We start from the raw sequence: 15,110 nt of genomic DNA on the forward strand, positions 1-15,110 counted from the left end.
CGAAAAAAGTTTGCTAAATCGTTTTTACAAACTATATTAGCGTTATAATTAATACCAGAATTATAAACCAATTATTGCTTTAGTATAATCCCAGCTGTTGAACCTGTGTTTTCGTAGGATTTGCTAAAACGATTTTTAAGCCAAAAAATATAAAAAGTATTGAAGCTTCGCCGCTTTGTTATAATAACCCTATAGTATGAAAAAATTTTACTTTCAGTTTGTCGCGTATTCCTTTTTCCTGCTGTTGATCCTCATGGCATCCTGCAAAAAGGATGGCTTTTTGGGGCAAACCACCACAACAAACCTTACCGAAGAAACCGTATTTAAGGATAGCGCCAACACCGTAGGATTTTTGGCGGGCATTTATGCCAACGTGAATTTCAGTTTCGCGGCCAACCGCTTTACTTATGGCTTCGGCACGCCCAATGGCGGGTTGGATGCCGCTTCAGACGAGGCGGAGGTTTTTAACTCGGGCGGGTCAACCGCGCTGGCCTGGGAAACCGGCACCATCAATGCAGCTGTAGCTACGGATGATGCCTACCGCAAATCTTACACCAACATCCGGGCAGTAAATCAGTTGCTTAAAAACCTGCCAAAATCGCCCATCAATACTTTCACTAAAACACAGATGAAAGCCGAGGCGCGCTTTTTACGGGCATGGTACTATGCCATATTGCTGAAGCATTACGGGGGCATCCACCTGGTGGGCGATAGTATTTATAACTATACCGATAAGATACCCGCAGCCCGTAATACTTACGAGCAATGCGTAAACTACATCGTATCTGAACTGGATGCGGCCGCGCAGGATCTGCCGGCTACACAAACCGGCGTAAGCTACGGTCGCGCTTCAAAAGGGGCATGTTTGGCTTTAAAAGCACGGGTATTATTATACGCCGCCAGTCCGCTGTTTAACGGCCAAAGGCTTAGCGGCACCAAAAACGATGATGTTTTAGGTTATCCATCAGAAAACAAAGAGCGCTGGAAAGCGGCTCGGGATGCGGCATCTGCCGTTATAAGCCTGAACGCTTACACGCTTTATACAGATAATTCTACGCCCGGCATCGGTTTCCAAAATGTGTTTACCATGCGTTTCAATACCGAATACATATTCCAGTACATGAGCGGCACGGGCAATGTGGATCTGGAGGCTTTGTACCAGCCGCCATCGCGTACGGGTCAGTATGGCGCGTTCCCGCTACAGGGTTTGGTTGATGCCTTCCCCATGAAGAATGGCAAGCTGATAACCGACCCAACATCCGGCTATAATCCGCAAAACCCCTACGCCGGCCGCGACCCGCGTTTGGATTTTACCGTCATCCGCGATCAAACACAGCTGCAAAACAGGCTTTCTTCAGGGCTGTCGCCGGTTAATATTTACCAGGGTACCTTCAATGGCGTACCCACCGGCCCCGATGCTGTGCACAGGGGTACCGTTACCGGCTACTACGGCAATAAAATGCTTGCCCCAAGCGCGGTTGCCAATGATTTCATCCATCGTACCGATCGTGTTTTACCGCTCATTCGCTACTCCGAGATACTATTGAGCTACGCCGAAGCTGCCAACGAATACGAGGGCCCTAACAACCTGGTTTATGCTGCCGTAGAGGCTATACGCCAGCGTGCGGGCCTTAGCCCTTATCAATTGCCCGTGGGCTTAAGCCAGGCCGAAATGCGCCAGGCAATACGCAATGAAAGGCGCATAGAGCTTGCCTTTGAAGAGCAACGTTTTTGGGATGTGCGCCGCTGGAAAATTGCCGATGTAACCGACAATATACAAACCATGGGCATGGAGGTTAACCGTACAGGCGCTGCGGTAACTTACACCACTTTTCCGGTGCGTAAACGCAACTTCCGCACGGCGATGTACTTATGGCCCATACCTCAAAGCGAGGTGGCTAAATCTGAAGAGTTGATACAAAACCCTGGTTATTAATAAGCATCAAAAGATAATATGAAAAGGATATACCAAATAAAAACACTGCTGCTGGTGATGGTAGTTGCAGTATTGGCCACAGCCTGCAGAACCGAAAAGGTGCTGCCGCAAAAAGAAGCATTAAAAGATATTGCCGGCAGCTGGCAGGTGATAAAGGCCACCCGTAACGGTACCGATCTTACCGCCATCATTGATTTTAGTGGTTTTAAGATAAACTTTACCTCAACCGGCTATGCTTTGGTGAACAAGATGCCTTTCCTGGTAGAGCAGGACGGCACCTTCGCGTTGGACGACCCGGAGTACCCATACAAAATTACCTTTACCGCCGCAGGTAAAACGCCCGTAGCCACTGCTTTTACCTACCCCATAGTGAACGGCAAAAGGCAGCTAAGTTTAACCTTTAGCCCGGGCTGTACCAATAATTCGTACGTGTACGTGCTCCAAAAAACCAATTAACCAGCAGCCTTAAACCGAATAAAGAGAGATTATGAGACAATATTTACATATAAAAGGCAAAAATTTATGGAGGATGTGCGCCTGCCTGATCATAGGCATAGCACTGGCCTGCTGCGGCGAGGAGATTAGCGGGATAGACCAACCCTCCACTGCGAAAGCCGGCGATATACTGCCTGTTACGGTGCATGTTAACATACCCACTGCCGGTAACGGCGGGCCCGATTACCTGGTGCTGGGCATACTGGTACCAAAAGGATGGAAAGCCGCGCAAAACACTACCATTACCTACACCAGCCCCCTTGGCAATGGTACCATGAGCCTGATACCCGATGGTTCTTTACCTACCAAAGGCGGCGGCTTAACCTGGTCGGCCTATATGAAACGCACATTTGGCCTGGCCGGCAACCTGATAGATGATATGGAATGGGTAGCCTTCCAAACCGATAAGCCTTATGCCCACGAGGGCGGCCACACCATTACCGGCGACCTGAATATTAAGATGAAAGTTGGTGCCGATGGCAACAACACACTGGTGAAAATAGGCTACGTAATTACTGATACAGGCAACGGTTTCACCAGCGATGGAAACGGTACCTACTACAGCCAACGGAGTACCGATTGCTTTGAAGTAACCGGCGGAACCGGCGACCTGATAGATTTTTGCAACCCGCAGCTAACCGTTTTAGACCCGCCAAAATCATTGGATAATGATATCGTGACGCTAACCTTTGATGGTGCGGTAGTAAACACACCGGTAAGCAACGAGCCTGAAGTTTACCTGTGTGCAACCGCCTACACCAGCGATGGTAAAACCATAGTGGTGTGCGAGCAAACTGCCAAAACCTTGATGAGGCAAACAACTGCCACCAGCAAAAGGTACCAGATAACGTTTTGGCCAAAGGCTTTTTTCAAAACCACCGATGCGCAGACGATAATAAAGATGGAATACCATATTACCAACAAGGCAGGCACCAACAGGGTAGGCTATGGTAATACCGATGCGCCATTTGTGTACACATTTAAATGCGGATAACCAGTTTTTGACCATAGCAGGGGCCCTATCAAAGACCATAGTGTGCCCAGGCTTAAACGATATAATATTTTTTGCCAACAATTTAAACTTTATACAATGGCTAATTGCTACTTAAATAAATATTTTACGGCTTTGGTAATACTGACGCTGGCGCTGGCTACAACCGGCCATGCCATGCAGCAGGATACCACCGCCAGGGTTGGTACCCGCCCGGGTATGGCCGGTGGGCTTGTGCTTGATGAGTACGGCAATCCGCTAAAGGGCGTAAAGGTTGCTGTAAAGGGCAAAGCAGATACCGCCAGCACCGATAAAAGCGGCCACTTTGAACTTAGTGCTGCAGCGGGCAGTACGCTGGTATTCAAAGCCGCAAACTACAACGTTCGCGAGGCCCGTTTTAAAGGCACCGACCTTACCATAAGGCTGATAGATACTTACATTAAAGCACCTGCCAAAATAAATGTGCTGTACGGCACGGCCGATGCAGATAAGAGCCTTGGTGCGATCTCAACCATCTACACCAACCAATTAACCAGCACGCCTGCGTCGCTATATACATACGCTTTGCCGGGGCAACTGGCGGGTTTGTACACGCAGCAACGCAGCGGTTTCAGCAACCCGCAACTTACCGGCCAAACCCAGGCCGATTTTATTGGCAACGTGGTATTGCACAACAACTACCAGGCAAATGATAATACCGAGTTTTTCGTATCGCTTCGCGGGCAGGCGCCTATAACCATCATAGATGGCGTACAGCGCGAGATTTCCTCCCTCGACCCGGAGAGCATCGAATCGGTATCTGTTTTAAAAGACGGCTTATCAAGCATCCTGCTGGGCCAGAACAGCTCGCGCGGGGTGATATTGATTACCACCAAACGTGCGCAGGCCGGTGCGCCAAGGATATCCTTTACCGCGCAAACCGCATCGCAAACACCACTGGGCTTGCCTAACCCGCTGCCTTCTTACCAATACGCTTACTTGTATAATGAAGCCTTGCAGAACGATGGCAAACTGCCGATTTACAGCGCAGCCGATTTTGCCGCCTACCGCGATGGCAGCGACCCTATACGCCACCCGGACGTAAACTGGTACAACACCGTCCTCCGCAAAAACTCCCCCATGACCAGCTATAAACTGAACGTAAACGGCGGCAACAACATTGCCCGCTACAGCGTATCGCTCAATTACCTTAGCCAGAACGGGATGTTCAAGACTGCGACAGATGTACCCTACAACACCAACCTCAACCTTAACCGCTACATCATCAATACAGATTTAACGGTTAATGTGACCAAAAAATTAGTGGTAGATCTGCAGATGTTCGGTCGTATCCAATCGGCAACGCAGCCTGGGGCGGGGTATAACAATATCCTCGGCGCCCTTTATTCTACGCCCAATAATGCTTACCCCGTGCTTAACCCCGATGGTTCTTTTGCGGGTACCACTACCTACAACAACAATATTTTAGCGCAAACAGAATACTCTGGTTATATGCGCACCAATAGCAACGATGTGCTGGCCAACCTTGATCTTAACTACGATATGAGCAGCGTTACAAAAGGCTTATCGGGTAAAGCCATGGGCAACCTGGCGCTATCATCTCAAAGCCTTTTAAACAGGTCGCTGCAAAACAATTCGTTCTTAATTAAGCCCGATAATACTTATGCGGGTGTTGGCTCTCCATCGGCGCAGGTGAACAATTTCAACAGCCTGTCAAGCGCGCGTTACTTCTACGGCCAGCTGGCTTTGAATTACGACAGGACCTTCGGTAAGCACAATTTCACCGGCAAGTTGCTGTACGATACCCGCAGCATGAACCTCAACTTCGATTTAACGGCCACCACTACCAACGAGGCCTTTAAAGCGGGCTACAGCTACGATGGCAAATACTTTGTAGAGGGCGCGGTAAACCGCAGCGGCTACAGCAGGTATGCGCCGGGCAGGCAGTTCGGCGTGTTTTACGCAGGCGGCCTGGGCTGGCAAATGGGCAAAGAAGATTTCATCAAAGATAACCTCAGCTTTATTACCTCATGGAAATGGCGCGCTACCTACGGCCTTACCGGTAACGGCAACGTAGATAACTTTGGCTACTACAACTTTATCCAAACCTATAGCTCGCCAAACGGCTACCAGTACAGCACAGGTACAAGCCGCGGCGATGTGCAGGGCATTTTTGCCAACGCGCTGGCCAACCCGCTCATCAGCTGGGAGAAAGCGGATAAGATAGATATCGGTGCAGATATCGCCTTGTTTGATAACCACCTGAGCATTGCTGCCGATTACTACCACGACCGCTATAAGAACCTGCTACAGATACGCGGCCGCAGCATATTGCTGCTGGGTACGCCTTACACGGCAGAGAACATTGGCGTGGTGCTGAATACCGGCACCGAGCTTACCATGACGTACCAGAACAACATCAACAATTTCAATTACTTCATCTCGGGCAACGCCTCTATACAACAATCTAAAAACGTATTTAGCGACGAAACCCCAACGCCTTACCCATGGCTGCGCCATACGGGCCAATCAACAAATGCAATTTATGGCTACAAGGCGCTTGGCTTTTTTGCCAACGCACAGGATGCAGCCGCAAGCGCTACTACTACAGGTTACACTGCCCAGGCAGGCGACGTAAAATATGCTGATTTGAATAACGACGGTATTATCAACCAATTCGATATCACCAACATAGGCGGCAGCAAAGCACTCATCTTCTACGGCGGGTCGTTGGGCTTCAACTACAAAGGCTTCGGTTTCAGCATGCTGGTACAAGGGATAAAGAACAGGCAATTCCTGTTCGATAACTCTACAGTTAACGGTTTTGCAGGTATTGGTTTCCTGGGGCTTACGCAAGCAGGCCAGGGCGTAGACAACCTAACCGGCCGGTGGACGCCTGAGACCGCCGCAACCGCTACGCTGCCACGTTTAACCACAGGCAACGCCAACAACACGGCTTACAGTAGCCTGTATGTACGCTCGGGTGATTACATCAGGCTAAAGAATGCGCAGGTGAGCTATGATTTGCCTTTCAGCTGGGTAAAAAAATTAAGGCTATCGGGCGTGAGGCTGTTTGCCAACGGCGAGAATTTAGTAACGTTTTATGGCTATAAGGGCATAGATCCGGAAGTGAGCAACGGGGCTTACCCCATACAAAGGGTAGTGAACGCAGGTTTTACCGTTAAGCTTTAATCATTGGCCATCATAAAAAATACGATCATGAAAAATCATCAAAATATTATAGCGGCGCTGATACTGGTACTGGCCATTGCCGGCTGCAAAAAATACGAGCAGTTCCCGGTGGATAAGGTGGGTATCGATAAGATATTCGATAGCAAAGATTCGGCGGGCGTAAACGCACAGCATTACCTGTACGGCATATACTCTGTAATGAAGAATGGCCATAACCGCGTGGGCGGCGATTACCTGGATGCCGCCAGCGACGACGCCATCTCATCGGCATCGGGCCCAAGCAACCTGGTTACGGTATTGTCTACCGCATCGTACAACTCTTACACCATCCCTGCCGACGAGAATTTGTGGGGTACTTATTACGCAGGCATACGCCAGGCAAACGAGTTTGTGAACAATATTGACGTGGTGCCGGTTTTGGGCCAGTACAACGGTAAATCGCAAAAATTCGTCTGGAAGGCCGAAGCGCGTTTCCTGCGGGCCTACTTCTACTTCGAACTGATAAAACGTTACGGCGGCGTGCCGTTGATGGGCGATAGAGTATTGACTATTACCGATGATGTATCGTTGCCGCGTAATTCGTTCGATGAATGCGTTAAATACATCGTTAGCGAATGCGATGCCATACAAGGCTCGTTATACGCCTACCCGCTTACCAACCCGGCAAGCCCCGAGGCCGATAGCCACCGCGCCACTAAAGGCGCAGCCATGGCATTGAAGGCCAAAGTGCTGCTTTATGCTGCAAGCCCGCTTTTCAACGGCGGTAATATTGATGGCAGCAACCCACTTACCGGTTATGCATCTGCCGATGCCGGCCGTTGGGCCGCCGCTGCTGCTGCCTGCAAAGATGTAATGGATCTGGGCAAATATGCGCTACTGAATAATTACAAAGATGTTTTTATCACCCAGTATAACCCCGAAATATTGTTTTTCCGCCAGAGTGGCAATAACAACAGCATCGAAACCGCTAACGGCCCTATAGGCTTTACCGGTGCAACAGGCAAGGGCCAAACCAGCCCAACCCAGCAGTTGGTAGATGCTTTCCCGATGAATAACGGTTTGGCTATAACCGATGCGGCATCGGGCTACGATGTAAATAACCCATACGCCAACCGCGACCCGCGCCTTACTTACAACGTAATTTACAACGGCTCGCAGTGGCTCAATACTTCTATCCAAACTTTCGAGGGCGGCCAAAGCAAACCGAACGGCGTACTGCAGCAAACCAAAACAGGTTACTATATGCGCAAGTTTATGGGCAACTTCGAAACTACCGCCAACTACAGTTCGCACAGTTCAGACTGGATTATCCTGCGCTACGCGGATATGGTTTTAGGCTACGCCGAAGCGCTTAACGAATCGGTAGGGGCAACGCCCGAAGTGTACAACGCCCTGATAAGCATACGCAAACGCGCAGGCATAGCAGCAGGCACCGGCAGCCTTTACGGCTTAAAAGCAGGCATGACTAAAGAGGAAATGCGCGCCACCATCCAAAACGAAAGACGCATAGAGTTTGCCTTTGAAGAGAGCCGCTACTGGGATATCCGCCGCTGGAAGATTGCCGAAACCCTGATGAACCAGCCACGTACCGGCATAAGCATAACCAAAGTAGGCACCAGCCTGAATTATAACCCGGTGAACGTGCTTGCCACCAAGTTTGTGTCGCCTAAGATGTACCTGTACCCTATACCTTATGATGAGGTGCAGAAGAACCCGAATATGAAACAAAACCCCGGATGGTAATACCTGAAAGATCAATTAAACCAATTAATTAAGCAGCTATGAGAAAAATAATACTTTTCTTTCAAATCATACTAACATTGCTTCCGGTGGCTTTGTATGCTCAAAACACAACCATTACGGGTAAGGTGCGCGATATATCGGGCGCGTTGCCGGGCGTATCGGTAGTTGAAAAGGGGATGACTACCAACGGTGTCATTACCGATGTTAACGGCAAGTTCACGCTTACCCTCAAAGGGCAAAGCGGTGTAGTTGTTATCCGCTTTATAGGCTACATCAGCCAGGAGGTAAAAGTGCACAACGGCCAGGCCTTAGATGTTATCCTGCAAACCAGCACCAACGGTTTGGATGAGGTATCGGTAGTGGCCTATGGTACACGTAAACGTATCACCAACACCGGTGCGGTAAGTTCCATATCCGCAGGCGAAATACGCACCGTGCCAACCGCCAACGTACAAAACGCACTTACAGGTAAGCTGCCGGGTTTCTTCTCGCAACAGGGCTCGGGCCAGCCGGGCAAGGATGCATCAGACTTCTACATCCGCGGCGTAAGCTCTTTAAACTCTGATGGTAACAAACCACTCATCATCGTAGATGACATTGAATACAACTACGATCAGCTACAGCAGATAAACGTGAACGAAATAGAAAGCATCTCTATATTAAAAGATGCATCTACCACGGCTATCTACGGTATTAAAGGCGCTAACGGTGTATTGGTGGTAACCACCCGCCGTGGCAAAAGCGGCACGCCCAAGATAAACATCAGGGCAGAGGGCGGCATGGCGCAGCCTACCAAAACGCCAAAATTCCTCAACTCGTACGATGCAGCTACGCTGATAAACGAGGCCCAGTTGAACGATGGCATCCCCCAGAGCTTTACCCAGGCAGACCTTAACCACTTCAAAACCGGCGATGACCCCTACGGCCACCCGGATGTGAACTGGTACGATAAGATATTCAAGAAACAGAGCTACCAGGCCAATACCAACCTCGATATATCGGGAGGTACCAACGTGCTTAAATACTTTATATCGGGCGGTGCCCTGAACCAGAACGGTTTGGTGCGCGATTTTGCCGACCCGCAGGCCCTGGTAAACACCAACTATTATTTCCGCAGGTATAACTTCCGTTCCAACTTAGATTTACGGGTAAACAAAACGCTTGATTTGCGCCTGGATGTAACCACCCGTTTCAGCGATTTGAACCAGCCCTACAATCAGAACGCCGTAGGAGAGATATACAACTTCACCAAGGAAACGCCTTTTACCGCGCCCTACATCAACCCGAACGGCACGTACAGCTACGCTTATTCGTCCTTCAATCCAGATCATCTGCCTACGCTGAACGCCAGGTTGGCTACCGGCGGCTACCAGCACTCGCGCCGTACAGATTTCAACTTCCTGTTTGGTGCTACGCAGAAGCTGGATGCCATTACCGATGGTTTATCGTTAACCGGCCGCATAGCTTACTCCAGCGTGGAGCAGTTTACCAAGCAGATATTTAACGAGGGTATCCCGGCGTACCATTATGACCCGGTTACTAATCAATATGCGCTGCGCCCGGGTGCTACCTACGTTTACCAGAACTACGGGCTTACCGGTAATACCGATATCAACACCAACAACTATAACCTGCAGGTGTACCTGAATTACGACCGCACCTTTAGCAATACGCATCATATCACAGCCCTTGCCTTGTTTAACCAAACATCCAATACGCTGTTTGCTAACCCTTTCCTCAGCGGCGAACTTGTGGGCGTTCCGCAGAAATTCAGGGGAACATCGGGCAGGGTAGGGTACGATTATAAGCAAAAGTACCTGATAGATGTGAACGTGGCCTATAATGGTACCGACCGTTTTGCCGCCAATCACCGTTTTGGTATTTTCCCGGCCGTGAGTTTAGGTTACAATCTGGTCAAGGAAGGTTTCTTTGCCAAAGCATTGCCTGTGTTCAGCTTGTTTAAACTGAGGACCAGCTACGGTTTGGTTGGTTCTGATGCTGCGCCGGGTAACCGTTATGTGTACAACCAGGTGTATAACAGGGGAGGTGGCTACAACTTTGGCCAATCGCAACAAAATTATGTAACGCTTTTTGAAGGTTCATTGGGCAACAACGATGTGGTTTGGGAGCGCGCCAAAAAGCTCGACATAGGTTTGGATATGAACCTCCTGAAAGATAAGGTATCGGTAACGATAGATTATTTCCACGATATACGCTACAACCAGCTCATTACGCCGGGCAGCGTGCCATTGGTATTGGGCGTAGGTTTGCCGGCTGTGAACATCGGCCGTACCCAAAACCAGGGCATCGACGGAAGCATAAGCTACCATGGCAATGCAGGCAAAGTGCAGTACAATGCCGGCCTGGTATTCTCATACGCAAAAAACAAGATATTGGATAAAGACGAAGCGGCACCCGCTTATCCGTGGCTGGCACAAACCGGCTGGCCAATTGGCCAACAGCAGGGTTACCACTTTTTGGGTTACTATACCGCTGCTGATATCGCCGCCATTGCTGCCTACAAAGCCGACCCGGCCCACAACGGCTCTAACGCCGGCAACCCTATTGCCGTACCCGATAACGGTATCCCACTGCAACCAGGCGATTTGCGCTACGAGGATCTGAACGGCGACGGCACCATCAATGTATTCGATAAACGTAACATTGGTAAACCCAACCTGCCCAATACCATCCTGGGCTTATCGTTACAGGCGGTGTACAAAGGCTTCAGCGTAAGCGTGCTGTTCCAGGGATCGTTCAACTACAGCTTCGCGGTAATAGGTACGGGTATTGAGCCGTTCCAGAGCCAGTTCCAGCCAATCCACCAGGAGCGCTGGACACCGGCGACGGCAGCTACGGCCAACTTCCCAAGGTTGGGTGTTAACCCAACATCTATCAATAGTCCGTCGGCTTACTTCAGCGATTACTGGCTGGTGAATGCCTACTACATCCGTTTAAAAACCGTGGATATAGGCTACCAGTTGCCAACTAAGCTGCTGCCGTTTAAAATAAACAATGCGCGTATCTACATGAGTGCATACAACCTGTTCACCTGGGATAACTACAACAAGTATCAGCAGGACCCGGAGATATCTACAAACACCGCCGGCGATGCCTACATCAACCAGCGCGTAATAAACCTGGGCGTACAGATAGGCTTTTAAATTTGATTGAAATTTAGGCAGCAGGGCCAGGGCCGGTAACGGTTTTGGCCCTTTGCTGTTTTTAGGACTCATCCGGATGCAAAAAAGGCAGCATTTTGTACCTTTTTTTATCGCATTGTAGCAAAAACACGGAAATAAACGCAAGTAAAATAGTGCTTTTTCTGCGTTTTGTGCACTTCGGGCCGCCCCTTATCAAGCGGTTATTTTATACATTAGCATCATGTTCCCAACCATAGGCGATTTGGTATATTACGTTTTTAATGTAAGGTTCACGTTCCCTATACAAACGCTGGGACTGTTTATCGCGCTGGCTTTTCTTGGGGCTTATCTGGTCTTTACATCGGAGTTTAAACGGTACGAAGCGAACGGGAAAATCCATGCTTTTAAGCGTAAAGTGCTTGTGGGTCAGCCTGCTACGGTTTTAGATATCGCCGTAAATTTCTTGCTGGGCTTTGCATTCGGCTTCAAATCAATTGGCATAGCGCTCAATTACAGCAAGTTCGCGTTTGATCCCCGGGGGTATCTGGCATCGTTGCAAGGAAGCCTGGCGGGCGGTATGATAGCTGGCCTCGGCTTTGCGCTCTGGATTTATTTTGACCGAAAGAAGCAGCAATTACCTGAACCTAAGGTTGTTGAACAGGTTCGCCATCCGTATCAGCTGATGGGGCTCATTGTTTTCAGCGTGGGTTTTTTTGGCTTCATCGGCGCCAAGCTGTTCGATACCCTCGAGCACCTCGACCAGTTCATTTACAACCCTTTAGGCGTGCTGTTCTCGGTAAACGGCTTTGCCTATTATGGCGGACTGATATTCGGTGCGCTTACTTACCTGTACATCGGCTACCGCCACGGCATGAAACAGGTGCACCTGGCAGACATCGGTTCGCCTGGCATGATGCTGGCTTATGGCATCGGTCGCATCGGCTGCCAACTATCCGGTGATGGCGATTGGGGTATCATCAATAATCATGTCAAACCGCACTGGCTCAGCTGGTTGCCGGATTGGGCCTGGAGCTTTAAGTACCCACATAATTCCATCAACGCGGGGGTATCTATCCCCGGCTGCACCGGCAATTATTGCAGCCAGTTGGTGCAGGGCGTGTACCCCACGCCCCTTTACGAACTGCTGCTGTGCATAGGTATGTTCGGGCTGATGTGGGCTTTCCGCAAAAAGATAAATATACCGGGGCTGATGTTCTCCATCTACCTCATACTTAACGGCGGCGAACGGTTTTTGATAGAACATATCCGCATAAATTTTTATTACAGCTATTTAGGCCTTACTTTTACGCAAGCAGAACTAATTGGCGGCTTGATGCTGTTAGGCGGCCTGGCGGGATTGGCCATCATAGCCTTTAAACGTTACATATCGCCCAAAATAACTGCATAACCAATTGATTACTATCCCTTCCCCGATATGAGAAAGCTTGCGCTGTTGTGTATAATGATTTGCTGCGCCATGCACCATGGCAAGGCTCAAACGAAGCTTGTAAACCTTACCGATATTAAATTCACGGTGACAGAGGCGCCGGAATGGTCGGCCTTGCTAAAGCGCGATAAGGGGTGGTTTGGCGGCGATGGTATTTATACTATCCCGTTTAGCGGGGTAGAAGGGAAGCAAGCCGGCGCGAAAGATAAGATTCTATTCATCTTCAGCGATAGTATGATTGGCGAAATACGCGACAATACCATGGCACCGGGGTATAAAATGATACATAATTCTGTAGCCATTCTGAATGGAAATCAGCCTATTGCGGATAAAATGAAGTTTTATTGGGATACCGATGCCAAAGGCCAGGCCGAATCTATATTCATCCCCAAAACGCCAAAAACCGATAGCACCGATTACTATTGGCTGGGCGATGGCTTTGTAAATGAGGCGAACCACGCTACCTATATTTTTGGTTACCGGGTGCGTAATGTAAGCAGCGGTGCATTTGGTTTTAGGGAAGTAGGTAATACATTGATAAAGATACCTGCGGGCAGCAAGCCGCCTTACCGCAACCTAAAGCAGATGGACACGCACTTATACCTGCTGGAAGGGAAAGACGATATTGGCTCTTTTGGCGCGGGCGTTTATGTGAACACCAAAGCAGCGGGTGCGCCTAAACCCGATGGCTATATTTATACTTATGGTGTACGCGGCATGGTCAAAAACCTGATGGTCGCACGTGTTTTGCCGGCTGATTTCGAAGATATGAGTAAATGGACGTTTTGGGATGGCGCGAACTGGGTGAACGATATAACCAGGGCAGCCAATATTACCGATGGCGTATCTAATGAACTTAGCCTCTCTGCCCTGCCGGACGGACGGTATGCACTTGTTTTCCAGCATGGCGGCATGAGCACTACGGTAGGTATGCGAATAGGTGCCAGCCCCGTGGGGCCGTTTGGCCCCATCATTAAATTGTGGGACTGCAGACCCGACTTGATAGAAAAAACCTTCGTGGTTTACAACGCCAAAGCGCATCCAAGCTTATCAGCCCCCGGCGAATTGATTATCAGCTATAATATCAACTCGGTTGAGTTTATCAAAGATCTTAATGTGCATCCGAACCTCTACAGGCCCAGGTTTATCAGGGTGAAATTTGAGTAGTCTTATTTAATCTGAACTCGAATTTTATGGAATTAAAGAATTTCCAGAATTGATTAGTCCTATTCCAAAAATTCCACTAATTCTTTAAACGGCGTAGCCCTCTTGAGTGCCTTGAAAAAACATTTAAACACGAAAAATTCGAGTTCAGACATTTTTTTAAAATAATTTGCAACTTAAAAAATAATCAATACTTTAGCTAAATCAATTTAGCATTTGCCTCCAATTAAACTGAAATGAAGAAAATGTTGCTGTTTGCCATGGTTGTTGTCATGTGCAGTTTTCAATCCCAAAAGCCCACTAAAATCGTATTCTTCGGCGATTCTATTACCGAGTACGGCGTAAGGCCCGATGGCTACATCACACTGTTCCAACAGAAGCTGAAGGACAACGGCAAAGCGGGCGACTACGAAACCGCAGGAGCGGGCATAGGCGGCAACAAGATATATGATTTGTACCTGCGCTACGAAGATGACGTGTTGACCAAGAACCCGGATGTGGTGGTAATTTGGGTAGGCGTGAACGATGTATGGCATAAGCGCCTCTTCGGTACTGGTACCGATTGGGATAAATTCGGCAAGTTCTATACTGCGCTGATCAAAAAATTTCAGGCTAAAGGCATCAAGGTTACCATTTGCACCCCGGCTTCGGTGGGCGAAAAAACAGATTTCAGCAACGAGCTGGATGGCGACCTTAATCGCTATTCGCAAATCATCCGCGATGTTGCAGCGCAAAACAATTGCGGGCTGATTGATTTCCGTAAGATATTCCACGAATATAGCGTAAAGAACAATCCCGAAAACAAGGATAAAGGCATCCTCACCGTTGATGGCGTGCACCTGAACGCCGAGGGCAATAAGCAAGTGGCTGATTTAATGTATCAGTCGCTCATAAAATAGAGTACTGGTTTTGGTTTATATTTTTGGTTTAGAGGGAGGCGGAAGCGCCTCCCTTTTTTAAATCTGCTTCAATTGGCTGCCGGTTTGGCTTTGCCGGAAA

9 protein-coding genes are annotated in these 15,110 nt (G+C 48.9%); all 9 read left to right on the plus strand.

Annotation, left to right across the window (positions count from 1 at the left end):
* The first annotated feature begins 196 nt into the window (after positions 1 to 196).
* The gene (locus AC1DXC_RS00225; RefSeq protein WP_477457107.1) at positions 197 to 1,936 is read left to right on the plus strand and encodes a RagB/SusD family nutrient uptake outer membrane protein; all 1,740 of its coding nucleotides are present in this window, start codon (positions 197 to 199) and stop codon (positions 1,934 to 1,936) included.
* An 18-nt stretch (positions 1,937 to 1,954) separates the two neighbouring features.
* Positions 1,955 to 2,392 (plus strand): DUF5004 domain-containing protein, encoded by a 438-nt coding sequence (locus tag AC1DXC_RS00230; RefSeq protein WP_477457108.1) that lies wholly within the window; start codon positions 1,955 to 1,957, stop codon positions 2,390 to 2,392.
* Positions 2,393 to 2,423: 31 nt separating this feature from the next.
* Positions 2,424 to 3,425: a DUF4961 domain-containing protein gene (locus tag AC1DXC_RS00235; RefSeq protein WP_477457109.1), complete on the plus strand. Its 1,002-nt coding sequence runs from the start codon at positions 2,424 to 2,426 to the stop codon at positions 3,423 to 3,425.
* Positions 3,426 to 3,521: 96 nt separating this feature from the next.
* Positions 3,522 to 6,614 carry a SusC/RagA family TonB-linked outer membrane protein gene (locus AC1DXC_RS00240; protein ID WP_477457110.1) on the plus strand — a complete coding sequence of 1,031 codons (3,093 nt, stop codon included), beginning with the start codon at positions 3,522 to 3,524 and terminating at the stop codon, positions 6,612 to 6,614.
* A 27-nt stretch (positions 6,615 to 6,641) separates the two neighbouring features.
* Entirely contained in the window at positions 6,642 to 8,357 is a 1,716-nt protein-coding gene (locus AC1DXC_RS00245) for a RagB/SusD family nutrient uptake outer membrane protein (RefSeq protein WP_477457111.1), read from the plus strand.
* 38 nt (positions 8,358 to 8,395) lie between these two features.
* Positions 8,396 to 11,521 (plus strand): SusC/RagA family TonB-linked outer membrane protein, encoded by a 3,126-nt coding sequence (locus AC1DXC_RS00250; protein WP_477457112.1) that lies wholly within the window; start codon positions 8,396 to 8,398, stop codon positions 11,519 to 11,521.
* Between the two features lie 220 nt (positions 11,522 to 11,741).
* Positions 11,742 to 12,908, plus strand: a complete 1,167-nt coding sequence (locus tag AC1DXC_RS00255; protein ID WP_477457113.1) for a prolipoprotein diacylglyceryl transferase — start codon at positions 11,742 to 11,744, stop codon at positions 12,906 to 12,908.
* Positions 12,909 to 12,935: 27 nt separating this feature from the next.
* The gene (locus AC1DXC_RS00260; RefSeq protein WP_477457114.1) at positions 12,936 to 14,114 is read left to right on the plus strand and encodes a DUF4185 domain-containing protein; all 1,179 of its coding nucleotides are present in this window, start codon (positions 12,936 to 12,938) and stop codon (positions 14,112 to 14,114) included.
* Positions 14,115 to 14,347: 233 nt separating this feature from the next.
* Positions 14,348 to 15,010 (plus strand): SGNH/GDSL hydrolase family protein, encoded by a 663-nt coding sequence (locus AC1DXC_RS00265; protein ID WP_477457115.1) that lies wholly within the window; start codon positions 14,348 to 14,350, stop codon positions 15,008 to 15,010.
* Positions 15,011 to 15,110 lie beyond the last annotated feature (100 nt).

The organism is Mucilaginibacter sp. P2_D11 (assembly GCF_056404435.1).